Annotated in this window: 21 protein-coding genes, 1 pseudogene and 1 riboswitch; of the genes and pseudogenes, 14 read left to right on the top strand and 8 right to left on the bottom strand. The window is 69.1% G+C overall.

The genetic code is table 11. The features are described 5' to 3' along the window. From ACH4T9_RS03015 to ACH4T9_RS03030, 4 genes are all read right to left on the bottom strand, one after another. Positions 1-1,059, bottom strand: a 1,059-nt coding sequence (locus ACH4T9_RS03015; RefSeq protein ID WP_396686814.1) for a peptidoglycan DD-metalloendopeptidase family protein, incomplete at its 3' end; no start/stop codon positions are given. Positions 1,060-1,525: 466 nt separating this feature from the next. Beyond that, positions 1,526-1,975, bottom strand: a complete 450-nt coding sequence (locus tag ACH4T9_RS03020; RefSeq protein ID WP_396669514.1) for a hypothetical protein — start codon at positions 1,973-1,975, stop codon at positions 1,526-1,528. Positions 1,976-2,289: 314 nt separating this feature from the next. Then, on the bottom strand, positions 2,290-2,568 hold the full coding sequence (locus tag ACH4T9_RS03025) for a superoxide dismutase (RefSeq protein ID WP_396669515.1): 279 nt from the start codon (positions 2,566-2,568) through the stop codon (positions 2,290-2,292). A 12-nt stretch (positions 2,569-2,580) separates the two neighbouring features. Next, positions 2,581-3,207 (bottom strand): superoxide dismutase, encoded by a 627-nt coding sequence (locus tag ACH4T9_RS03030; RefSeq protein ID WP_387017064.1) that lies wholly within the window; start codon positions 3,205-3,207, stop codon positions 2,581-2,583. A 323-nt stretch (positions 3,208-3,530) separates the two neighbouring features. After that, positions 3,531-3,746, top strand: a riboswitch (cobalamin riboswitch). A gap of 112 nt (positions 3,747-3,858) precedes the next feature. On the opposite strand from ACH4T9_RS03030, the pseudogene ACH4T9_RS03035 reads away from it, so the two are divergent. Beyond that, a pseudogene (locus ACH4T9_RS03035) lies at positions 3,859-4,390 on the top strand (acyl-CoA thioesterase). Here the strand turns inward: ACH4T9_RS03035 and ACH4T9_RS03040 are convergent. The 3 genes from ACH4T9_RS03040 to ACH4T9_RS03050 all read right to left on the bottom strand — a co-directional run bounded on the left by ACH4T9_RS03040 (position 4,379) and on the right by ACH4T9_RS03050 (position 6,522). Further along, positions 4,379-4,669 (bottom strand): hypothetical protein, encoded by a 291-nt coding sequence (locus tag ACH4T9_RS03040; protein WP_396669516.1) that lies wholly within the window; start codon positions 4,667-4,669, stop codon positions 4,379-4,381. The pseudogene ACH4T9_RS03035 and the gene ACH4T9_RS03040 overlap by 12 nt on opposite strands. A 1-nt stretch (position 4,670) precedes the next feature. Then, complete coding sequence (def, locus tag ACH4T9_RS03045) at positions 4,671-5,219, bottom strand: peptide deformylase (protein WP_396669517.1); 549 nt, start codon at positions 5,217-5,219, stop codon at positions 4,671-4,673. Between the two features lie 316 nt (positions 5,220-5,535). Then, positions 5,536-6,522, bottom strand: coding sequence for an N-acetylglucosamine kinase (locus ACH4T9_RS03050; protein WP_396669518.1), 987 nt, complete (start codon positions 6,520-6,522; stop codon positions 5,536-5,538). A 97-nt stretch (positions 6,523-6,619) separates the two neighbouring features. Between ACH4T9_RS03050 and ACH4T9_RS03055 the strand changes: the two genes are divergently transcribed. From ACH4T9_RS03055 to ACH4T9_RS03080, 6 genes are all read left to right on the top strand, one after another. After that, a complete protein-coding gene (locus ACH4T9_RS03055; protein WP_396669519.1) occupies positions 6,620-7,576 on the top strand; it encodes a MurR/RpiR family transcriptional regulator in 957 nt (318 codons plus the stop codon). Further along, entirely contained in the window at positions 7,576-8,334 is a 759-nt protein-coding gene (locus tag ACH4T9_RS03060; protein ID WP_387017056.1) for a sugar isomerase domain-containing protein, read from the top strand. The genes ACH4T9_RS03055 and ACH4T9_RS03060 overlap by 1 nt, the downstream gene beginning before the upstream one ends. 81 nt (positions 8,335-8,415) lie before the next feature. Continuing rightward, the gene (ngcE, locus tag ACH4T9_RS03065) at positions 8,416-9,828 is read left to right on the top strand and encodes an N-acetylglucosamine/diacetylchitobiose ABC transporter substrate-binding protein (protein WP_396669520.1); all 1,413 of its coding nucleotides are present in this window, start codon (positions 8,416-8,418) and stop codon (positions 9,826-9,828) included. A gap of 5 nt (positions 9,829-9,833) precedes the next feature. Then, positions 9,834-10,817: a carbohydrate ABC transporter permease gene (locus tag ACH4T9_RS03070; protein ID WP_396669521.1), complete on the top strand. Its 984-nt coding sequence runs from the start codon at positions 9,834-9,836 to the stop codon at positions 10,815-10,817. After that, positions 10,814-11,722, top strand: a complete 909-nt coding sequence (locus ACH4T9_RS03075) for a carbohydrate ABC transporter permease (RefSeq protein ID WP_396669522.1) — start codon at positions 10,814-10,816, stop codon at positions 11,720-11,722. The genes ACH4T9_RS03070 and ACH4T9_RS03075 overlap by 4 nt, the downstream gene beginning before the upstream one ends. A 102-nt stretch (positions 11,723-11,824) precedes the next feature. Beyond that, positions 11,825-15,340 carry a discoidin domain-containing protein gene (locus ACH4T9_RS03080; protein ID WP_396669523.1) on the top strand — a complete coding sequence of 1,172 codons (3,516 nt, stop codon included), beginning with the start codon at positions 11,825-11,827 and terminating at the stop codon, positions 15,338-15,340. Between the two features lie 138 nt (positions 15,341-15,478). Here ACH4T9_RS03080 and ACH4T9_RS03085 read toward each other — a convergent pair whose 3' ends face one another. Next, a complete protein-coding gene (locus ACH4T9_RS03085) occupies positions 15,479-16,594 on the bottom strand; it encodes a LacI family DNA-binding transcriptional regulator (RefSeq protein ID WP_396669524.1) in 1,116 nt (371 codons plus the stop codon). A gap of 321 nt (positions 16,595-16,915) precedes the next feature. Here ACH4T9_RS03085 and ACH4T9_RS03090 point away from each other — a divergent pair, with 321 nt between their 5' ends. The 7 genes from ACH4T9_RS03090 to ACH4T9_RS03120 all read left to right on the top strand — a co-directional run bounded on the left by ACH4T9_RS03090 (position 16,916) and on the right by ACH4T9_RS03120 (position 23,157). Next, entirely contained in the window at positions 16,916-17,047 is a 132-nt protein-coding gene (locus ACH4T9_RS03090) for a hypothetical protein (protein WP_396669525.1), read from the top strand. A 69-nt stretch (positions 17,048-17,116) separates the two neighbouring features. Continuing rightward, a complete protein-coding gene (locus ACH4T9_RS03095) occupies positions 17,117-17,470 on the top strand; it encodes an L-rhamnose mutarotase (protein ID WP_396669526.1) in 354 nt (117 codons plus the stop codon). Further along, positions 17,467-18,648 (top strand): L-rhamnose isomerase, encoded by a 1,182-nt coding sequence (gene rhaI / locus ACH4T9_RS03100; protein ID WP_396669527.1) that lies wholly within the window; start codon positions 17,467-17,469, stop codon positions 18,646-18,648. The genes ACH4T9_RS03095 and rhaI overlap by 4 nt, the downstream gene beginning before the upstream one ends. A 37-nt stretch (positions 18,649-18,685) precedes the next feature. Continuing rightward, positions 18,686-20,719, top strand: coding sequence for a bifunctional aldolase/short-chain dehydrogenase (locus tag ACH4T9_RS03105; protein WP_396669528.1), 2,034 nt, complete (start codon positions 18,686-18,688; stop codon positions 20,717-20,719). A 16-nt stretch (positions 20,720-20,735) separates the two neighbouring features. Further along, positions 20,736-20,954, top strand: a complete 219-nt coding sequence (locus ACH4T9_RS03110; RefSeq protein WP_396669529.1) for a hypothetical protein — start codon at positions 20,736-20,738, stop codon at positions 20,952-20,954. Next, the gene (locus ACH4T9_RS03115) at positions 20,951-22,405 is read left to right on the top strand and encodes a rhamnulokinase family protein (protein ID WP_396669530.1); all 1,455 of its coding nucleotides are present in this window, start codon (positions 20,951-20,953) and stop codon (positions 22,403-22,405) included. The genes ACH4T9_RS03110 and ACH4T9_RS03115 overlap by 4 nt, the downstream gene beginning before the upstream one ends. After that, the gene (locus tag ACH4T9_RS03120) at positions 22,384-23,157 is read left to right on the top strand and encodes a (Fe-S)-binding protein (RefSeq protein ID WP_396669889.1); all 774 of its coding nucleotides are present in this window, start codon (positions 22,384-22,386) and stop codon (positions 23,155-23,157) included. Before ACH4T9_RS03115 ends, ACH4T9_RS03120 begins: the two co-directional genes overlap by 22 nt. Positions 23,158-23,160 lie beyond the last annotated feature (3 nt).

Consider the following 23,160-nt stretch of genomic DNA (forward strand, 5'->3'; position numbering starts at 1 on the left):
CGGGTTGCCGAGGCCGGCTCCGGTGTGTGGGTAGTACCAGAGGTTTCCGTTTGCGTCGACTCCTAGGACGTCGGCGGCGCCGTCACCGCTCCAGTCGGCGGCCATGACGTGTTTGAAGGCTGCCCAGCCGTTTCCGATTTTGACCGGGTTGCCGAGGCCGGCTCCGGTGTGTGGGTAGTACCAGAGGTTTCCGTTTGCGTCGACTCCTAGGACGTCGGCGGCGCCGTCACCGCTCCAGTCCGCGGCCATCACGTGTTTGAAGGCCGCCCAGCCGTTCCCGATCTGCGTGTAGCCAGACAGTTTGTAGCTGTTGTTCGGGTAGTACAGCATTCTCCCTGAAGAATCGACTCCTAGGACGTCGGCGGCACCGTCACCGCTCCAGTCCGCAGCCATGACGTGCTTGAAGTTCGCCCAACCGATCCCGATCTTGACCGGGGTGCTGAGGCCGGAAAGATTGTGCGGGTAGTACCAGAAGTCACCGTTGGCAGCGATCCCGAGGACATCGGCGGCACCGTCACCACTGAAGTCGGAAACTCGTTCGCCATCAGCCCCAGGCAGGCCGGTGGAAAGGCGATTCTGGCTCACGGGTGCGGTGCCGGTGGGATAGTTGGTGCCGGTCTCCACGGTATTGGGGATTTCGCGGCTGAGCTGAGAGTCGCAGTAGACGACATTCCAGTGAAGATGTGGGCCGGTCACGTTTCCGGTGGCTCCGGACGCGCCGATATGCTGCCCCTGCGCCACCCATTGCCCTCTGTTGACGATGGTGGTGCTGAGATGGGCGTACTGAGAGCAACGATTGTTGCCGTGGTCGATCAAGGCCATGATGCCTCCGCCGGTGCTCCATCCCTCGTAGTAGACGGTGCCGGCCGCCGAGGCGACAATCGGGGTGCCCTGCGGCATGGCGAAGTCAACGGCATGTCGGTTATAGCCGTCGTTGTGAGAATAGCCGCTTCCGGGCGTCTGAGTAATGGTGTGCGCGTGTCCAGCCCGGTAAGGCAGCTTGAACGGTGCGCCACTGCCGGCGAGCGCGGACTCCTGAGGAATCAGGATTCCGAGCACGGCGACAAGCGCAGCCAAGCTGACTGCGATATCGCGACGCAAATGGTCCTCCTCGTGTCTACGATGGGCGCGGAATGTGTGATGTTGACCTTGCAAATACACGCCCATGAGCCACGGACTTTCGGGCGGGATCTGGCCCAGAGGGTGTCCCAACGAGGCCGAGACTGTCAAGAGCGCCAATGGTTTTCTGCGTAACGGCCTGTCGCCCCGCCATGGGCGGCGTCCTTGAACCTGCCAGGCAGCTGATCGGCGAGGTTGAGTTGAGGCCTGCCCGTCCGAGGGGTCCCAGTACTCCAGCCCAGGATGTTGACCTTGGCTGAGCTGCAGCTAGACGCGGTGCGGGCACCAAGCCAGCCGCCGTCGAGCATGGGCCGCTGCGCACCAGATCGGTGAGGTCTCGCTCGGGCCGCATCGGCGCGAGCGCGATCGGGCGTCATCTACATGCCGTGGGTAGTCGGCGAGTCCACTACGGTTTCGGGACTCCGAGAGCGGAAGGATGAGGGTTCGTGCTCTGCCCGGCCACTGCAGGGCATCGCTGGCGTCCGCTCGTCAGGCTGCACAAGCGCGTGGAAAGCCGCCGTTGCAGGGGGCCGGGCGGAACTCGGTCGAGCTCCGCCCGGCACCGGCGGACCTCGGCGGCGGCGACGAGGTGTCGCAGGGACGCTGCGACCTCGAGGTAGCCGCGGGTCTTCGGGCCGTAGTCGGGGTTCACCCACAGCCGTCCGGCGGGTACCGCCGCGACGGCGCGGCGCAGGGCCTCAACGACCTCGTCACGGGACGGCAAGCGCGGCGAGTGGATGTCCCACACGCCGGGGCCGACTCCCCGGCGGTAGCCGAGGGCGGCCAGGTCGTCGAGGACCCGTAGGCCGGGGCCACCAACTGGGTGGCGTCGCACGAACAGCACTTCCCCGATCACCTGTGGTGCCGGTGGACGTGGCCGCAACCCGCAGCATCTGATGCGGTCGCTGTTGCGTCAAGATGCGCACCATGGCGTTCGGACGTGGCCGGCTGAGGCATGCCCGGCTGGTTGAACAGCTGAAACTCGTCATCGTCGAGGTGGGGCGGTTGCGGGTGGTGGAGGTGGGGCGTCCCGGCGCGAGGATCATCGCGCCGGGACGCCCTGCTCTCAGGCGTGGTAACGAGCCACGCCGCCTGGCTCACTCCGCAACCAGCTGGCGCCGTCCAGGACGATGCCACCCTTTCTTACTGCCAAACCTTGCAATAAGGGCTTCAGTCGGGCGGCGGACCAGGTGGGCCGGCGGCTGCGGCGTTCGCGATGTGCAGGCTCAGTTCCTGCACGATCTCGTCCATGGTCTCGCCGGTCTGGGTCCGCAGGATGCTCAGCGCCAGCTCGGCGAGCAGCTGGAAGCCGCGGGTCCGGCAGGCCTCGTCCGGGAACGCCTCGAGCAGTGCCTGCGCGCCGGCGAGGTCACCGCGGTGTTTGGCCGCGATGACCCCGGCGGCGCGCTGCGCGGCCCAGAACGCCGCCTGGGCGTCGGCGTCTGTCACTGGCCGGTGCCGTCAGGGAGCGACGATGAGCGGGTTGCCGGCCGCGCGGGCGGCGTCGAACCGCTTGATCACGTCGGCCCAGTTGACCAGGTCCCAGAGCCGGTCGACGTAGTCCGGCCGGACGTTCTTGTACTGCAGGTAGTAGGCGTGCTCCCAGGCGTCGAAGGCCAGCAGCGGCGTCGAGCCCTGCCCGACGTTGCCGTGGTGGTCGTAGACCTGCTCCACGATCAGCCGCTGCGACAGCGGCTCCCAGGCCAGGATGCCCCAGCCGGAGCCCTGCACGCCCTTGGTCGCGGTCGACAGCTGCCCGGCGAACGCGTCGAAGGAGCCGAAGTGCTCGTCGATGGCGGCGGCCAGCTCGCCGTCGGGGCGTCCGCCGCCGTCCGGGGACAGGTTGTTCCAGAAGATCGAGTGCAGGACGTGGCCGGAGAGGTTGAACGCCAGGGTCTTCTCCAGGCCGACCAGGGTGCTGAAGTCGCCTTTGTCGCGGGCCTCGGCGAGCTGGTCGAGGGTGTCGTTGCTGCCCTTGACGTACGCGGCGTGGTGCTTGGAGTGGTGCAGCTCCAGGATCTGGCCGGACATCGCCGGCTCGAGCGCACCGTAGTCGTAGGGCATGTCGGGAAGCGTGTAGATCGCCATTGCTGCCTTCCTTCTTCTGCCTGGCTTTGGCTATTGCCACTATCTTGCAACATCATGATCCGGGCTGTCCGGTAAGGCAGACCTACCTCCACGAAGGAGAGGCGTCGGCGTCGACACCGGCAGGGAGGGACATTGAGGCCGTGCTGGTCAGCATCGGTGGGCAAGCAGAGCCGTGCCACGCGACGCCTGCCGATGACGTACGACCCCGAACTCCGCTCCTGCCGGGTGCCCTGCAGGTTGACCGTCCAGGGGCGAGGCCCTGGTTCCGACGTGACCCACCAGGGCGGTTGCGGGCCACCTCGGGTCACGGCAGGTGTCCGACTAGGCTCGGCCTCAGCGCTGGTTCATCCTGCCCAGGTGGTGGGGTGTCGTAAGAGGGAACCCGGTGGGATTCCGGGACCGCCCCGCAGCGGTGAGCGGGAACGACCGCTGTCAACAGCACTGGACCCGGTGGGGTCTGGGAAGCGATGGCCAGTAGGAGACCGGGAGACCGGTTGTGCCCGCGAGTCCGAAGACCTGCCCGCGTCGCGTGCACGATCGTGCACGCTTGCCGTCGGCTTCGCGGGAGGGCCGGACGAGCGACGAACGCGCCACCGGCGTGTGCCGATCGCTGTCCCCTGTGCTCCGGCGGTGCCGCTGTCCCAGGACCGGATGGCGATGTCCACTGCCTTGGTGGGGCGTCTGCCGTCGGCGTCGGAGTCGACGCTGTCGCAGATCATGGACCAGCACCACACGAACCTGATGGGGACGGTGCACGGTGGCCGGATCCTCAATTTGATCGACTCGGTGGCGGGTGTGGTCGCCGCCGGGATTCCGACGGTCCGGCGGTCACCGCGGCGATGGACGAGACGGCTTCCTGCAGGCGGTTCGGGTCGGTGACGTCGTGCACGTGCGGGCCCGGATCACCTGGGCCGGACGTAGCTCGATGGAGGTCGCGGTCACGGTGACCGCCGACCGGTGGGACCGGGCGGTGCCGGCGACGATGGTCGCGACGTCCCACCTGGTGATGGTCGCGATCGACGACGACGGCAGACCGCGGCCGGCGCCGCCGTTGCTGCCGCAGACCGACGAGGAGTACCGGGATTTCCGGCGGGCCGAGATCCGGCGTGAGCACCGCCTCGCTCTGCGCCGCGCGCTCGCCGACTCCGCCACCGACGGTGCGCCAGGACGATCAGCTGGGTGACGGCCGGCCAGCGGATGAGGTGTTGCCGATCAGGGCTCGGGCCAGAGGCGCGGACGAATCGGCACCGAGTTGCAGGGGCGATGGTGGTACGTCGGCCCGTACGAGGAGGTCCCCGACGGCGGCGATCATCGCGCCGTTGTCTGTGCAGAGCCGAGGTGAGGGAACCCGGAGATGGATGCCTGCTTCGGCGCAGCGTTGTCGGGTGAGGGCGCGGATTCTGCTGTTGGCGGCGACGCCGGTTTCGTCGCAGAAGGTCCCGATGCCGAGGACGATCGGCACCTCAGTCCCCGGTCGGGGTGCCGGTGCCGACTCCGGGGTGTTCAGCGCTGTCGGCGAGGATCTGTTTGCGTTGACGGGCGGGGAGCCGGTCGACGTAGGCGAGACCGTCGAGGTGGTCGACCTCGTGCTGGAAGCAACGGGCGAGGGTGCCGGTGCCGTCGAGCCGGATGGGGGCGCCGTGCAGGTCGACGCCGGTGACGCTGGCGGTGGCGGCGCGGGCCAGTTCGGCGTGCTGACCGGGTACGGAGAGGCAGCCTTCGTCGTCGAGGACCAGTTCCCGCTGTTCGGGCAGGTGTAGGACGGGGTTGATCACGTGGGCGATGGTGTGGGCGCCGGTGGCGTCGGGGCAGTCGACGACGAAGATCCGGGCGTCGACGCCGATCTGGTTGGCGGCCAGGCCCACCCCGTGGGCGGCGTACATGCTGGCGAACATGTCGTCGACGAGTGCGGCGAGCGCATCGTCGAAGACGGTCACGGGTGCGCAGCGGCGGTGTAGGACCGGGTTGCCGTAGCGGGTGATCGGCCTCGGGGTGCCGGAACGCTTCTCCACAGTTGCTAATAATATGCAATAGCCAACGCTGTGCAGACTGGGGTGGCTGGTGCGCACAGCGGAGCTCAAACGGCGGTTCCTCGCACACTCCGAGGCGGCAGGCAGGCAGGCTGGCTGGCGCGGGGCGTGTCGGTACCGGAGATCGCGGCGCGTCTACTGGTGGCGCAGAGCGCGGTGCACGGCTGGCGTTGACACTTCCCGGATTGAGCTTGCCGTCCGGGTTGCCGTCAGTCTTCAGTCGGGCCCGGACGGACCCCTGGTTTCGTTCTTACATGGTTCACCCGCCCCGATCGTCCTGACCGTCCAGAGGTACACGTCAGCGCAGCGTCGCGAGTGTCGTCGCGAGCCGGTCGAAGACGACCTCGTCGACGGTCGCTCCGGCCTGCCGGAGGGCGAGCACGGCCGCGCCGACCACCCCGTCGGGGACGATGCGTACCTCCGCAGTGGTGCCGTCCCGGGCGTACCGGGCCGCGATCTGGTCGGCCAGCGTGCGGTGCCGGGTGAGGATGCCGCCGCCGAGCGTGATCACGCCGCTCAGGCCGGGGGTGACCACCGCGTCGAGGGTGCGCAGCAGCGCGTCGGCGGCGTCGCGGACGATCTCGTCGGCGATCTCGTCGCCGACGGCCTCGAAGGCCAGGTGCGCGAACTGGGCGAGCTGCACCGGACGGATCGCGTAGAGGGTGTCGAGCGCGTACGAGACGATGGCCGGGCGACCGTCGGGATCCGGAGCATGGCCCCCGGCCTGGCCGAGTTGGTCCAGGAGTAGTCCGGTGAGCGCGGTGGCCGGACCGCGGCGGTCGAGCTCGGCCAGCGCCGCCCGGACCACCCGATGTCCCATGTAGAAGCCGGAGCCGTCGTCGCCGAGCAGCCAGCCGAGCCCGTCGGCGGTGGCGATCATCCGCCCCCGCTCGACCCTGATGGCCGCCGCGCCTGTGCCGGCGACGAGCGCGTAGCCGGCCTCCCGGTACGTGCCGGAGAAGAAGGTGGCCAGCAGGTCCGATTCGACGACCGGGGTCGCGGTGATGCCGAGCGCCTTCAGCGGCGCGGTGAACGACTCGACGTCCATGTGCGGGCTCGCGCCGGCCATGGCGAACACGACCCCGCCGATCTCCTCACCTGACACGCCGGCGGCCGCCAACGCGGCCGCGGCACTGGCCGCCACCGAAGCGGCCGCGTGTACGGGGCCGGCGGAGGTCGGGTTTCCGCTGCCCGTGCGGGCGTAGCCGAGACACCGGCCCTCGGCGGTGACGACAATGCTACGGGTCGAGGTGCCGCCGGCGTCGACGGCGAGCAGATCAGGCATCGTTACCAACCCGTGACCTGCGGTTCATTGCCCCCACCGAGATCCTGCAATTAGTTTTCACGAACCAAAGCTAACAGTGATAGGACTTTTCATCATCATGTCTTCGGCTGAAGTACCCCCGGCACAAACGACTGCCGAGTTCGGCGTCAGCAGTCGCATCCGGGCGCAGCTGTCACACATGACGCAGTCCATGGCCAAGATCGGTCAGCTCCTCCTGGAGAACCCCGAGCTGCCGCTCCAGTTGTCGATCACCGAACTCGCGGAGCGCGCGGGCACCTCGGCGGCGACGGTGACCCGTTTCTGCCGGCTGATCGGCTACGGCGGCTACCTGCCCCTGCGGGTCAGCTCGGCGGCCGACCTTGGGCGGTCGAGCGCGCAGGACACCTGGGAGCAGGTGATCGGGCACACCTTCCACCCGGGGCAGGACCCCGCCGAGGTGTTGCGGATGCTGCTCAACGCACACGTCGGCGCGTTGCAGGCCACCGCCGATCTGGCCGACCTCGGCCTGTTGCAACGGGTCGTCGCCGCCATCGCCGCCAGCTGGCACGTGGACATCTACGGCATCGGCGGCAGTGGGCTCGTCGCCGCCGGCATACATGAGCGCCTGTACCGGATCGGGATCAACGCGCATGCGTGGACCGAGGTGCACCTCGGCCTCACCAGCGGCGCGCTGCTGGGGAAGGGCGCCGTGGCGATCGGCATCTCCAACAGCGGTCGCACCAGCGAGACAGTGGAGATGCTGGCGCTCGCCGGTTCGCAGGGCGCGCTCACCGTGGCCCTGACAAGCGATCCCAGCTCGCCGCTCGCCGCAGCCGCCGACATGCACATCCAGAGCTACGCGCCCGGCGAATACCTCCAGCCCGGGGACTTCGCCGCGCAGCACGCCCAGCTGTTCGTGTTCGACCTGCTCTACCTGATGGTCGCGCAACAGAACTTCGAACGCACCACGACCACGCTGGCCCGGACCGCTGCGGCCATCGCCACCCATCGCGAAACCCAGTCCCGGCCGCCGCGTACCGCGACCGCCTCCCCGACGAACGGAACGCCTTCCTGATGACGACCCTCTTCCGTGACTATTCCACGCATGTCTCCAGCCGCCTCCGCGCCATCGACGAGGAGGCCCGTTCGGGCGGCCTGGACGGGGCGATCGAGTTGATCGTCAACGCGATCGAGAACGACGGCGTGCTACACGCCTTCGGCACCGGTCACTCCGAGGCCTTCGCGATGGAGATCGCCGGCCGGGCCGGCGGGTTCATCCCGAGTCACGCCATCGCGCTGCGGGACCTGGTCCTGTTCGGTGACCGGAGCGACGCCTCCATCCTCGTCGGTGCCGAGTTGGAACGTGACAACAGCATCGTGGACGAGCTCTACGACCTGTACGAGATGCACCCGGCCGACGTGTTCCTCATCGCCTCCAACTCGGGCGTGAACGGCTCGATCGTCGGGCTCGCCCTGCGCGCCAAGGCCGAAGGGCATCCGGTGATCGCCGTGACCAGCCTCGAACACACCAACGCGGTCGCCCCCAAGCATCCCAGCGGGAAGCGACTCTCGGACGTCGCCGACATCGTCCTGGACAACCGTGCTCCGTACGGAGACGCCACCCTCGGCCTCGGTGACGGGCTCGGGGTGGGGGCGGTCTCGTCGATCACCGCTGCTTACCTCGCGCAGCTGCTGACCATCGGCGCGGCGGAGCGCATCCGGGCGGCCGGGCAGGTGCCGCCGCTGTACATCTCGGCCAACATTCCCGGCGGCGACGAGCACAACGGCGCCCTGGAGCGGCGCTACGGGACGCGCATCAAGCCCGTCGCGTAATCCCGGGCAGCCCGCCGCCGCAGCGGACCGCCACGGCCTTAGAAATCGCAGACAGCAAGGCCCATCGAAAGGTAGCCACCCATGTCCTCTGAATTGAAACCATTCAATCGCCGGCTGTTCCTGCGGGGCGCGCTGGCGACGTCGCTGGTCCCCGTCGCCGGTGTGCTGGCCGCGTGCGCCTCGCCGGGCGACGACGAACCCAAGGGCACGTCGACCACCGGTGCCACGAGCGCCCAGAACCCGTTCGGACTGGCCGCCAACACCGAAGTCGACGCGGTCATCTTCAACGGCGGCTACGGCTACGACTACGTCACGTTCGCGGGCGGCCTGGCCGAGGCGAAGCACAGCGGCATCAAGATCAAGGTCCAGCCGTCGACGGAGATCGCCCAGGAACTCCAGCCCCGGTTCGTCGGCGGTAACCCGCCTGACCTGATCAACAACGGTGGTGCGGGCAAGATCTCTCTGAGCACGATCGTCGACCAGCTGGAGACCCTCGACGACGTCCTCGACGCGACCAACTACGGCGGTACGAAGATCGCGGACAGCCTCTACCCGGGGGTCAAGCTGCCCGGCACGTTCAACGGGAAGTTCGTCGCGCTGAACTACGTGATGACCGTCTTCTCGCTCTGGCACTCGGCCTCGCTGTTCGAGGAGAACGGCTGGACCCCGCCGAAGACCTGGGCCGAGGCGAAGGATCTCGGCGCCAAGGCGAAGGCGAAGGGCAAGTACCTGTTCGTCTTCGGCAAGGAGGCGGCCAACTACTACCACTGGACGCTGGTCGACTCGGCGATCAAGGAGGGCGGGCACGAGGTTCGCCTGGCCCTGGAGAACCTGGCGCCGAACGCGTGGTCACACCCGGCGGTCCAGGGCGTTCTCAAGGAGATCCACGACATCGTGCGGGCCGGTTACATCGTGCCCGGTGGCGCAGGCACCCAGTTCACCGCCGCGCAGGCGAAGTGGAGCAACGATCAGCAGGCTCTGCTGTACAGCTCGGGCGGCTGGATCGAGAACGAGATGAAGAAGGCCACCAAGGCGGGCTTCCGGATGACCGGTGTGCCGGTGCCGACCCTGTCGACGAGCCCGGCGCTGCCGTTCGAGGCGCTGCGAGCCGCGGCCGGCGAACCGTTCATCGTGCCGGTCAAGGGCAAGAGCCCGGCGGGTGGCAAGGAGGTGCTGCGCGCGATGCTCTCCAACGAGGCCGCCGCCAACTTCTCGAAGACCCGGCTGGCACCGACGATCGTCAAGGGGACCGTACCGGCCGACGGCTACGGCTCGACCGCGCTGGTCTCGCAGACCAAGATGCTCGAGGCCGCCGGCCAGAACATCTTCGACTTCGTCTCCGAGGGTTACTACGGGATGGGCGCCGACCAACTGGTCCTGTGGAACTCGTTCCTCGCCGGCGACCTCGACGTCGCCAGAATGACCAAGGGCCTGCAGTCCGTGAGCGACAAGATCGCGAACGACTCGTCCATCCAGAAGATCAAGGTTAGCTGAATGCGATGACAGGTACGACGATGCTGGGCGGCCGGCGTGCCGCCAAGCGCCGCCGCAAGCTCACCTTCGACCGGGTGAGCTTCATGGCGGTATTCCTGGTGCTTCCCCTGGCCATCTTCGCGATTTTCGTGATCTCGCCGTTCGTCCAGGCGCTGTACTTCGCGATGACGGACTGGACCGGCTTCTCGCCGGACATGCGCTTCATCGGTCTGGAGAACTTCGTCAGGCTCTTCGGTGACGATGTCTTCCTGCGCGCTCTGCGGAACAACGTACTGCTCGCGATCGTCGTGCCCATCGTGACCATCGGGCTCGCTCTGGCGATCGCCAGCATGGTGACCGTCGGTGGCCCGAGTACGGGAACCGTGCGGGGCCTTCGGGGGTCCAGCTTCTACCGGGTTGTCTCGTTCTTCCCGTACACGGTGCCCGCCATCGCCGTCGGGTTGATCTGGGCCCAGGTGTACGACCCGTCGAGAGGGCTGCTCAACGGCCTTCTCGCCGGAGTCGGCCTCGACGGGTTCGCGGACTTCCCGTGGCTCGGCAAGGCCACCACCGCGTTGCCGGCGTCGATCTTCGTCATCATCTGGAGCTTTGTCGGCTTCTACACCGTGCTGTTCGTCGCGGCGATCAAAGGTATCCCGGCGGAGACGTACGAGGCCGCGCGCCTGGACGGTGCCGGTCGCTTCCGCACCGCCTTCTCGATCACCATCCCGCAGATCCGGGACAGCGTACGGACCGCGTACGTCTACCTCGGCATCATCGCCCTCGACGCGTTCATCTACATGCAGGCGTTGAACCCCACCGGCGGGCCCGAGTACTCGACGCTGACCATGAGCCAGCAGTTGTACACCGTGGCCTTCCGTAAGGGGCAGTTCGGGTACGCGACCGCCATGGGCGTGGTACTCGCGGTGGTGACACTGATGTTCGCCGCGATCGTGTTCCTGGCCGACCGCCTGACCGGCGGACGTGCCGACGGGAAGGAGCGGACATGACCGCGCTCACCGCCGAGAAGGCACGCCCGGCAACCTCGGCCACCCCCGCGCCGTCTCGACGTCGCCGGAAAGCCAGCCGTGGCGACATCGCCGTCGCGACGACCTCACACACCCTCCTCGTCGCCTGGGCCGTCATCGTCATCGTCCCGTTCCTGTGGACGGTCATGTCGTCGTTCAAGTCGACCGGTGAGATCCTGGCGTCGCCGTTCTCGCTGCCCAGCGAGTGGAGCTTCCACAACTACGTGGCCGCCTGGACGGGCGCCGGAATCGGCGGCTACTTCCTGAACACGGTCATCGTGGTGGGCACCGCGCTGTTCATCGTCATGTTGCTCGGCGCGATGTGCTCGTACGTGTTGGCGCGGTTCCGCTTCCCGGGCAACCGGCTCATCTACAACGCGCTGCTCACCTCGATGACGTTCCCGCTGTTCCTCGCGATCGTGCCGCTCTTCTTTATCCTGCGGAACTTCGGGCTGCTGAACACCCTGCCGGGCCTGATCCTGACCTACGTCGCGTTCGCCCTTCCGTTCACCGTCTTCTTCCTGCACTCGTTCTTCAAGGCGCTGCCGGACGAGATCCACGAGGCGGCGCAGATCGACGGCGCGGGGGAGTGGAGCACGTTCTTCCGGGTGATGCTGCCCATGGCGAAACCCGGTCTGGCCTCGGTGGCCATCTTCAACTTCCTCGGGCTGTGGAACCAGTTCCTACTGCCCATCGTCCTCAACACCGATCGTGACAACTACGTGCTGACGCAGGGCATGGCGGTGTTCGCGTCGAGGGCCGGCTACGCGGTCGACTTCGGCGCCCTGTTCGCGGCGGTCGTGATGACCGTCCTTCCCGTACTCGCCATCTATGTGATCTTCCAGCGCCGGCTTGAGGGCTCGGTCTCACAAGGCACCTTCCGCTAGCCCGCGCCCACCCTCCGCACCTAGCCAACCCCTCACGCCTATCGCTAGGCGTTTCACGTCCACCAGGAAATGAGGACAGTCTTGCGCGCGACTCTCCGCCGCATGATGGCCGCTGGGCTCATCGTCGCGGCGACGACAACCTGGGGGCTGGTCAACGCCCCCACCCACGCATCGGCGGCCCCGTCGGCGTCGAACATCCCGGCCGACCCGTACGACGTTCCCGGCTACGCCCCGGACGGCACGACCAACGTGGCCGCGAGCGCCAGGGTGACGTCCTCGTCCAGCTACGAGATGGCCAACGAGTCCTGGGCCATGTCGCTGCTCAACAACGGAGTGGCGGGCAAGGCCGACGGCTGGAGCACCAACCCGTACGACAAGGTGCAGGTCCCCACCACGGCGGCCTGGGCGAGCTACGACCTCGGGGCGTCACACGACATCGACCGCGTCGTCGTGTTCCCGAGGGACAAGAGCTTCCCCGCCGACTACCGCATCGAGGTGTCGTCCGACGGCAACGAGTACCGCAGCGTCTTCACCAGCACCGGCAACGCGGCCGGCCGCACCGCGCCCCAGGTCATCGACCTGGCCGACGTGGAGGGCCGCTTCCTGCGGCTGTACGTCACCCGCCGCAACGGCGTCGCGACCGGTGACGGATACCTCGTACAGCTCTCCGAACTGGCCGTCTTCGGCGGGCTCAACGAGACGATCCTGTCCATCGAGAAGCCCGCGCTGCTGCTGGAGACCGGGACCGTCGAACGGCTACCCCACCGGGCGACCGCGCCCAGCGGGACCCCGAAGCTTGTCTGGACCTCGTCCGACGTGGGTGTGGCCACCGTTGACGGCTCGGGCGTGGTGACCGCCGTGGCACCGGGCAAGACGGTGATCACGATGGCCGCGCCGCAGCTGGAGAGGTCCAAGTCGATCCCGGTCGAGGTCCGGAACGAGGTGGAACGGGTCGAGGACAAATTCGTGATCTCGGCCTTCTGGCCACCCACCACGGAACACGTGAACGAGACCCAGTACAGCTACCTGGGCGACGCGGGGATCGACCTGGTGCTCGCGACCCAGCTGCACACCTCCAAGGAAATCAACATGGAGATGGCGCGGCTGGCGCACAAGAACGGCTTCCAGATCATGGTCCAGGACGGCCGCATCGGGCCCGGCATGGTCAACATGACCGACGAGCAGATCCGGCAGGAGGTGCTGGGATACACCAACGTCCCGGGCGTCGGCGGGTTCTTCATCGTGGACGAGCCGTACGACCCGACCCCGTTCGCCCGGGTGTTCAACACCATCAAGGAGGTCGCGCCCGAGTACGACGCCCACCTGAACTTCCTGCCGAGCTTCGTGTACGGGTCCGAGGCCGAGTACGCGCGGGTGACGCAGGGGTGGCTCGACCAGGTCGGTAAGCGTGGTTACCTGATGTACGACCGGTACCCGTTCGGCTGGACCGAGAACAGCCTCGACTACACCGGCTTCCTGAACAACATGAACACGGTGCGGAAGGTCGGGCTGGCCAACAACGTCAAGACGGCGCAGTACCTGCAGGCTGTCGGGGTTCCCGGCAACTTCCGGCGGATGAACCCGACCGAGATCCGCTACGAGGCCAACATGGCCCTCGCGTACGGGTACAAGAATCTCTCGTACTTCACCTGGTGGACGCCGACCAACCGCGGCGAGGTCTTCACCGACGCCATCATGACCGCTGACGGTCAGAAGACCGAGCTGTTCGAGCCGGTGAAGCAGCTCAACAGCGAGATCCACGCCCTCGGGCCCACCCTGATGAGGCTGGACGCCAAGGAGGTCTACCTCAACGGTCAGACCTGGGGCCAGGAGGCGGTGCCGGCGGACTTCCTGGTGCGGGCGCAGTCGAAGGACGACCTCACCTTCTCGTACATGCGCGACCGCGAGAACGGCCGCAACTACGTGATGGTCGTCAACAACAGCTTCACCCAGGCGAAGGACGTCTCGCTGCGGTTCGGCACCGGGATCGGCTCGCTCGAGGAGATCAGCCGGCAGACCGGCAAGCCGGTCGGCGTCGCGCTGGACAACGGTGCCCTGAACCGCAAGTTCGACAAGGGCGAGGCCGTCCTCTACGCGCTCCCCGCCGGCTACGACTACGACGCTCGCGCGACTCCGGTGAACGTCAACATCGCCGATCACAAGCCGGTCACCGCCGACAGCACCCAGAGCGGGGGCGACTGGTCGCCGACCAGCGTCACCGACGGGCAGCGCTTCGCGCAGGGCGCCGTGAACGGGTGGAGCACGCCGGCCACCGAAGCCTCCCGGAAGGCGAACCTCACCGTCGACCTCGGCAGGGAAGAAACCCTGAACCGGATCGACCTCTACCCGGCGGGCACCGCCATCGACTACGGCGGCACCGTCCCGCGGGACTTCACCATCCAGGTGTCGACGAACGGCGAGTCGTGGCGAACGGTCAAGACCGTCACCGGTCAGGGCCGCGCCGCCGGTCCGCTCAGCTACAGCTTCGACGCCACCAAGGGCCGCTACGTGCGGATCGCCGTGCAGGAGATGAACCGGTGGGGCGGCGGCTACGCCGCGGCGTTGGCCGAGCTGGAGGTGTACCACGACGACGGCGGCACCGCGGCGCCCGAGTCCCCGCCGGTCACGCCCGCGCCACCGCCGTACGTCGAGGGCCAGAACATCGCCAAGAACAAGACGGTGGTCGTGTCCTCCACCACCCCCGACAGCACCTACGAGCAGTGGGGCTATGCCTCCAAGTTCCTGGTCGACGGGCGGACGGACAACGGTTGGACCAGTAACATCCGGCGACACACGACACCCAACGCCCAGGAGTGGGCCGTCGTCGGGCTGCGCGCCGACTACGACGTGAGCGAGGTGAAGGTCCACGCGATCGGCGCCTTCGCGGTCGACTACAAGGTGCAGCTCTCAACGGACGGCGGCGAGTGGACCACCATCGCCGACGTGACGGGTGACGACGGCAGCACCGCAAAGCCACGGGTGTTCACCCTGGACAAGCCCATGCGCGCCGCCTTCGTCCGGGTCGTCAGCAGCAAGCTGCGCACGGGCGGCCATGCGGCCGACGGCTACCTCATGCAGGTGGCGGAGATCGAAGCCTTCGGCACACCGGCCAGCGACCGGCAGGCACTGCGGAAGCGGATCGCGGAGGCCGAGGGCAAGTCGGAACCGCAGTACACGGCCGACAGCTGGGCGGGCCTCACCGAGGCACTCGCGAAGGCCAGGACGGTCGCTGTGGCCGCCTACCCCTACCAGTACGAGGTGGACAAGGCTGAGCGGGCGCTGGCCACGGCCCTGAAGGCTCTGGTCCGCCATCCCAACTGGGAACGCACCGTCGAGTACCGCAAGGGTGCCCGCGTGATCCACAACGACCGGGCGTACGAGGCCCAGTGGTCGACGCGTGCCGAAGTGCCTGGCGTCTCCCCCTGGGGCGCCTGGGCCGAGGTGGGCGTCCCGGTGGAGACCCCCAAGGGCAAGCACGCCTCGTGGACGAACTCGTGGATCTACACCAGCGGCGACATCGTGGCCCACGACGGCCACCTGTGGAAGGCGCAGTGGTGGACCCGCAACCAGGAGCCCGGTGACCGGAACGGGCCCTGGCTCGACCTCGGGAGCTACTGACAGGTAAGTGAAGGCCGGGGCGCGGTCGTGACGACCGCGCCCCGGCCTTTCTGGTCATCACCTCGCGTTGCATTCGGACCGGCCGCCGGGTACGACCTCGCCCCCCGGCGCGGAGACCACCGAGTCGACCGCGGTTCGTCAGCAGCTCCGCGGCGATCGCCGGACGACGTCGACGGCGCCGGCCGCGCGGGGGAGCGCGGCCGGCGCCATCGCGCCTGTCCGCCCACGCTGGGTTCGTCGCTGCTGGTCGCTGGAGCGGCGCACGACCAGCTCCGGCTGGAACACCACGTGTCGGTGCCGGTGCGTCTCGCCGGACTCGTCCTCCTCCAGCAGCAGTTGCGCTGCGGTGCGGCCGAGCTGCTCGCGGGGTTGACGCACCGACGACAGCGGCACCGCCGCCGCGCCGGCGAACTCGATGTCGTCGTAGCCGACGATGGCCACGTCGGCGGGCACCCGCATGCCGCGGGTGGTCACCTCCTGCAGCACGCCGAGCGCTATCAGGTCGTTGGCGCAGAAGACGGCGGTGGGACGTTGCCGGGCGGGCAGGGCCAGCAGGTCCTCTGCGGCGCGTCGTCCGGCGGCGACGGTCAGGCTGGTGGTCGTCGCGACCCGCAGTTCGGCGCCGTCACCGCGATCGTCCAGGGCGGCGGCGGCCCCGGCGTGCCGATCGGCGACCTGGGCGATGGAGAACGGGCCACCGAGGTACGCGATGCGGCGGTGGCCCTGGTCCAGCAGGTGGTCCATGGCCAGCCGGCCGCCGAGCACGTCGTCGACGGCCACCGAGCAGCGGCTGGTCCGGCCCGAGCCCCGGTCGACGAGCACCACCGGAATACCACGGTCGACCAGCTTCTCCAGGTTGGGCTGGGAGCCGTGATGGACCGGGGTGATGAGCACGCCACGGACCCGCTGCTCCTCCAGCAGTTCCAGGTGCCGGCGTTCCCGGGCGCTGTCCTCGCCGCTGTTGCAGACGACGAGCATGGCGCCGGCTTCCTCGACCACCTGTTCGGCACCGCGCACCACGTCGGTGAAGAACGGGTTGGCCACGTCCAGTACGACGATGGCGATGGTGCGACTCTGTCCGGCGCGCAGTTGGCGAGCGGAGTCGTTGCGGACGTAGCCGAGCTCGGTGATGGCCTCGAGCACCCGCCGGCGGGTGGCGGGGGCGACCGTGTCGGGCCGGTTGAGCACGTTGCTCACCGTGCCGACGGAAACGCCGGCGTGCCGGGCCACCTCTTTGATGTTCGCCGCTGCCATGGCTCCCTCGACGATCGGTGCGATGGTTGGTTGCGGCCCGCGGTCGGAGTGCGGGCACCTCGGTCGCGGTGTCTCCTGCTGCCGTACCGGCGGGTCGAAACGGGTCCGACCGGTTGACGGCCGGGAGTCTATAGCGCTTAAAACGTTTCATCTAGCCAGCGGACGGTGTCGGCGCGCCCCGGGTGCTGTTGTAGGAGCGGTTCGGACCCGCCTTGTAGGTCCGCTCGGGCAGCAGGCGAGGAATCGCCGGGAAACCCTTGACGGCGTGAATGCCTGCCCCTACGGTCCAAGCACAACAAATGAAACGATTCAGGAGGTCGGATGAACCCCGGCGCACCGGGCGCGGACGGCGCTCCGCTGCTGGTACTGGACGGCGTCGGCGAGTTCAGCGTGGTCGTCCTCGGCCCGCCCACCGTCTTCGACAAGAGCGACATCGACCAGTTTCAGTTCTGACCGTCCACCCGGGCGGTGCCGGCGCCCGTCGCGCCGGCACCGCCCGGGGGAGGCACCGATGGGAGAACCATGCCCCGCGTCTGCTTCACCTTGCAGGTCGATCCCGCCCGCCTGCACGAGTACCGGGCCCGGCACGCGCGCGTGTGGCCGGAGATGCTCGCCGCCCTGGCCGAGTGCGGATGGCGCGACTACTCCCTCTTCCTCCGTGAAGACGGCCTGCTCGTGGGGTTCCTGGTGACCGACGACTTCGCGGCGGCACAGGCCGCCATGCAGGCCCGCGACGTCAACGCCCGCTGGCAGGCGGAGATGGCGTCCTTCTTCCTCGACCTCGACCAGGGCACGGCCGACCGTGCCATGCGGCCACTGGACGAGGTCTTCAACCTAGCGGCGCAGCTCGCCGCCCAGACGGGAGAAACACCATGACCCAGACCGACGCGCCGACCGAGGAGGGAGTCAAGCAGGCCCTGCGCGCGCAGCGCATCGAGACCCCGTCCTGGGCGTACGCGAACTCCGGCACCCGCTTCAGGGTCTTCCCCCAGGAAGGTGTGCCCCGCAACCCGTACGAGAAGATCGCCGACGCCGCGACGGTGCACCGGTTGACCGGGGTGGCACCCACGGTGGCCCTGCACATTCCGTGGGACCAGGTCGACGACTACGCCGCGCTGGCGAAGCACGCGACGGACCTGGGGGTAGCGCTCGGCGTGATCAACTCGAACGTGTTCCAGGACCCGGACTACATGCTCGGCAGCGTCACCAATCCGGACCCGCGGGTGCGACGCAAGGCGACCGACCATCTCCTCGAGTGCGTCGACATCATGGACGCCACCGGTTCGCGCGACCTGAAACTGTGGTTCTCCGACGGCACCAACTACCCGGGCCAGGACGACATCCGCGCCCGGCAGGACCGCCTCGCCGCCGCACTGCGGGAGGTGTACGGCCGACTCGGTCCGGATCAGCGGATGCTGCTGGAGTACAAGCTGTTCGAGCCCGCCTTCTACACCACAGACGTGCCGGACTGGGGCACCGCCTACGCACACTGCCTGGAGCTCGGGCCGAAGGCGCAGGTCGTCATCGACACCGGACACCACGCGCCGGGCACGAACATCGAGTTCATCGTCGCGTTCCTGCTGCGCGCCGGAAAGCTCGGCGCCTTCGACTTCAACTCCCGGTTCTACGCGGACGACGACCTCATGGTCGGCTCCGCGGACCCGTTCCAGCTGTTCCGCATCATGCACGAGATCGTGCGTGGCGACGCCCTGCGCCCGGAGGCCGGCATCGCCTTCATGCTCGACCAGTGCCACAACATCGAGCCGAAGATCCCCGCGATCATCCGCTCGGTGCTCAACGTGCAGGAGGCCACCGCCAAGGCCCTGCTCGTCGACGCCGACGCGCTCGCCGCCGCGCAGCAGGCCGGTGACGTGCTCGGCGCCAACGCGGTCCTGATGGACGCCTACAACACCGACGTGCGGCCGCTCCTCGCCGAGCTGCGCACCGAGACGGGCCTGGACCCCGACCCGATCGCCGCCTACGCCCGATCCGGCTACTTCGAGCGCATCCGCGCCGAACGCGCCGGCGGGCAGCAGGCCGGCTGGGGCGCCTGACCACCACCCGAGAACGCATACAGGAGACGTGAAGACGATGCATCCCGAGGTACAGGCACTCATCGCGCGCAGCAACCGGCTCGGCGCCGACACGACCACCACCAACTACGCCGGCGGCAACACCTCCGCCAGGGGCGAGGCCACCGATCCGGTGACCGGTGGCCCCGTCGAGCTGCTCTGGGTCAAGGGCTCGGGCGGCGACCTGGGCACGCTGACCGAGGCCGGCCTGGCCGTGCTCCGGCTCGACCGCCTGCGGGCCCTCGTCGATGTCTACCCGGGCGTCGAGCGGGAGGACGAGATGGTCGCCGCGTTCGACTACTGCCTGCACGGGCGGGGTGGGGCCGCGCCGTCGATCGACACGGCGATGCACGGTCTGGTCGACGCCGCGCACGTCGACCACCTGCACCCCGACGCGGGCATCGCGATCGCCGCTGCCGCCGACGGGCCGGAGCTGACCAAGGAGATCTTCGGCGACCGGGTGCTGTGGGTGCCGTGGCGGCGGCCCGGCTTCCAGCTCGGCCTCGACATCGCCGCCGTGGCGAGGGCCAACCCGCAGGCGATCGGCGTGATCCTCGGCGGGCACGGCATCACGGCCTGGGGGGCGAGTAGCGAGGAATGCGAGCGCAACTCGCTGGAGATCATCCGTACCATCCAGGCGTACCTCGACGACCGGGGCCGGGCCGAGCCGTTCGGCCCGGTGATCCACGGATACGAGCCGCTGCCGACGGACGAGCGGCGGGCCCGCGCGGCGGCGCTGGCGCCGGTCCTCCGGGGCCTGGCGTCGACCGACCGTCCGCAGGTCGGCCACTTCACCGACAGCGACGTGGTGCTCGACTTCGTCGCCCGCGAACGGCACCCCGCGCTCGCGGCGCTCGGCACCTCCTGCCCGGACCACTTCCTGCGCACCAAGGTCCGCCCGATGGTGCTCGACCTTGCGCCCACCGCCCCGCTCGAAGACGTGATCGTCCGGCTCACGGAGTTGCACACCGCCTACCGCGACGACTACCGCGCCTACTACGAGCGGCACGCCACCGGCGACAGCCCGCCGATGCGCGGCGCCGACCCGGCCGTCGTCCTCGTGCCCGGGGTGGGCATGTTCAGCTTCGGGGCCAACAAGCAGACCGCCCGGGTCGCCGGCGAGTTCTACGTCAACGCCATCAACGTCATGCGCGGCGCCGAGTCGGTGTCGCGGTACGCGCCGATCGACGAGGCCGAGAAGTTCCGCATCGAGTACTGGGGCCTCGAAGAGGCCAAGCTCGCCCGGATGCCCAAGCCCAAGCCCCTCGCCACCCGGATCGCCCTGGTCACCGGCGCCGGCTCGGGCATCGGCCGGGCCATCGCCCACCGCCTCGCCGCCGAGGGCGCCTGTGTGGTCGTCACCGACCGGGACGCCGCCGCCGCCGACACCGTCGCCGGTGAGCTGGGCGGGCCGGACGTCGCGGTGGCCGTACCGGTGGACGTCACCGACGCCGAGGCGGTGGCCGCCGCGGTCCGCGCGGCGGTGCTCGCCTACGGCGGCCTGGATCTGGTGGTGAACAACGCCGGGCTGTCGCTGTCGAAGTCGTTGCTGGAGACAACCGAGGCGGACTGGGACGTACAGCACGACGTGATGGCCAAGGGCTCCTTCCTGGTCTCGCGGGAGGCCGCTCGGGTCCTCATCGATCAGGGAATGGGCGGCGACATCGTCTACATCTCCAGCAAGAACTCCCTGTTCGCCGGCCCGAACAACGTCGCCTACGGCGCCGCCAAGGCCGACCAGGCGCACCAGGTCCGCCTGCTCGCCGCCGAACTCGGCGGCTACGGCATCCGGGTCAACGGCATCAACCCCGACGGCGTGGTCCGCGGCTCCGGCATCTTCGCCGGCGGCTGGGGCGCCAAGCGTGCCGCCGTCTACGGGGTGCCGGAGGAGGAGCTGGGGGAGTTCTACGCCCGACGCACGCTGCTCAAGCGCGAGGTGCTGCCCGAGCACGTGGCCAACGCAGTCTTCACGCTCACCGGCGGCGAGCTGTCCCACACGACGGGTCTGCACATCCCGGTGGACGCCGGCGTCGCTGCGGCCTTCCTCCGCTGACCCGGCATGGTGCGGGATGAGGACGACGAGGCTCGTGAAGAATCCGGTGCTCGACGAGGAGGACCTTCGGCCGCTGCGGTTGCTGGCGACGGGGGTGCCGCTGGAGACGGTGGCGCGCCGATCGGGGATGTCCGAACGGACCGTGCGCCGGCGGATCCGGGCCATCTGCGACCGGCCCGGCGTGACCGCCCCGATTCAGGCGGTCGGGTGGGCAGCTCGGCGGGGAGTGCTGTGAGCAGCGTCCGCCTCGCCGCCGTGGACCTGGGCGCGTCCAGCGGCCGGGTCATGCTCGCCCACGTCGGACCGGCCCACCTGGAGCTGGCCGAGGTGCACCGCATTCCCAACGAACCCGTGCGGGTCGGGAACACCTTGCACTGGGACATCCTCGCCCTCTATCGGGGCATCCTCGACGGCCTGCGCGCCGCCGGGCCGGTGACCAGCATCGGCGTCGACTCCTGGGCCGTCGACTACGGGCTGCTCGACGCCTCCGGCGCGCTGCTCGGCAACCCGGTGCACTACCGGGACAGCCGCACCGACGGGGTGGCCGAGCGGGTCGCCAAACAGCTGGGCGAGGAGCAGCTCTACACGACCACGGGCCTGCAACAACTGCCGTTCAACACGCTCTATCAGCTCGCCGCCGCGGCCGGCACGCCGCAGCTGGACATCGCCCACCGGCTGCTGCTGATCCCGGACCTCATCGCGTACTGGCTCACCGGCCAGCTCGGCGCCGAGATCACCAACGCCTCGACGACCCAGCTGTACGACCTGCGCCGGCGGGCCTGGGCCACCGGCCTGATGGCCGACGCCGGCATCCGCAGCGAGCTGTTCCCGCCGCTGCGCGAGCCGGGCACCCGGATCGGCCCGGTCCTGCCCGACCTGGGGCTGCCTGGCTCGCCGCAGCTGGTGGCCGTGGGTTCGCACGACACCGCCTCGGCGGTGGTGGGCGTGCCGGCGGCGGGGAACCACTTCGCCTACATCTCCTGCGGCACCTGGTCCCTGGTGGGAGTCGAACTCGACGCCCCGGTGCTCACCGAGGCGAGCCGGCGGGCCAACTTCACCAACGAATCCGGCGTCGACGGCACGATCCGCTACCTGCGCAACGTGATGGGTCTGTGGCTGCTGCAGGAATCGCTGCGTACCTGGGGTGGCCCCGACCTGCCCGATCTGCTGCGGCGGGCGGCTCTCGAACCGGCCTTCCGCTCCGTCGTGGACCCGGACGACCCGGCGTTCCTGCCGCCCGGCGACATGCCCACGCGCATCGCCGACGCCTGCCGGCACGCCGGCGAGCCGGTACCCACCACCCCGGCCGCCACCGTCCGCTGCATCCTCGACAGCCTCGCGCTGGCGCACCGGCGGGCCGTCCGCCAGGCGCAGCAGCTCTCCGGCCGGCACGTCGATGCCGTGCACATCGTCGGCGGTGGCGCCCGCAACGAACTGCTGTGCCAGCTCACCGCCGACGCCTGCGGGCTGCCGGTGCTCGCCGGGCCGGTCGAGGCCACCGCGCTCGGCAACGTCCTGGTACAGGCCCGCACCGCCGGTATCATCGGCGGCGACCTGGCCGCCCTGCGGGCCGTGCTGCGCGAGACCCAGCACGTCGTGCGGTACGAGTCGCGCGGCGACGAGGCTGCCTGGCGGGCCGCCGAGACCAGGATGGGTGGGTGGACATGCGCATCGCCCTGTTCGTGACCTGCCTCGCCGACACTCTCTTTCCCGAGGCGGCGAAGGCGACGGTGCGGTTGTTGGAGCGTCTGGGGCATGAGGTGGTGTTCCCGGCCGATCAGACGTGCTGCGGGCAGATGCACGTGAACACCGGTTACCCGGACGAGGCGTTGCGGCTGGTGCGCCGGCATGTGCGGGTGTTCGCCCCGTACGACGTGGTGGTCGCCCCGTCCGGCTCCTGCGTCGGTTCGGTGCGGCACCAGCACGCGATGCTGGCCCGCCGGGCCGGCGACGAGCGGTTGGCCGGTCGGGCGGAGGAGGTGGGCCGGCGCACGTACGAGCTGTCGGAGTTGCTGGTCGACGTGCTGGAGGTGACGGACGTGGGGGCGTACTACCCGCACCGGGTGACGTATCACCCGACCTGTCATTCGTTGCGGATGCTGCGGGTGGGGGATCGGCCGCTGCGCCTGTTGCGTGCGGTGCAGGGTCTGGATCTGGTGGAGTTGCCGCAGGCGGACGAGTGTTGCGGGTTCGGTGGGACGTTCGCGGTGAAGAACGCGGACACCTCCACGGCGATGCTGGCGGACAAGATGCGTCATGTGTTGGCGACGCGGGCTGATGTGTGTACGGCGGGGGACGCGTCGTGCCTGATGCACATCGGTGGTGGCCTGTCCCGGCTGAGGGCGGGGGTGCGCACGGTGCATCTGGCGGAGATCCTGGCAAGCACGGAGGGCTCGGAGGCGGCGGGGGAGCGGGACCGGCTGGAGGTGCGATCGTGAGCC

Origin of the sequence: Micromonospora sp. NPDC020750 (genome assembly GCF_044334565.1) — a bacterium.
GTDB lineage: Bacteria > Actinomycetota > Actinomycetes > Mycobacteriales > Micromonosporaceae > Micromonospora.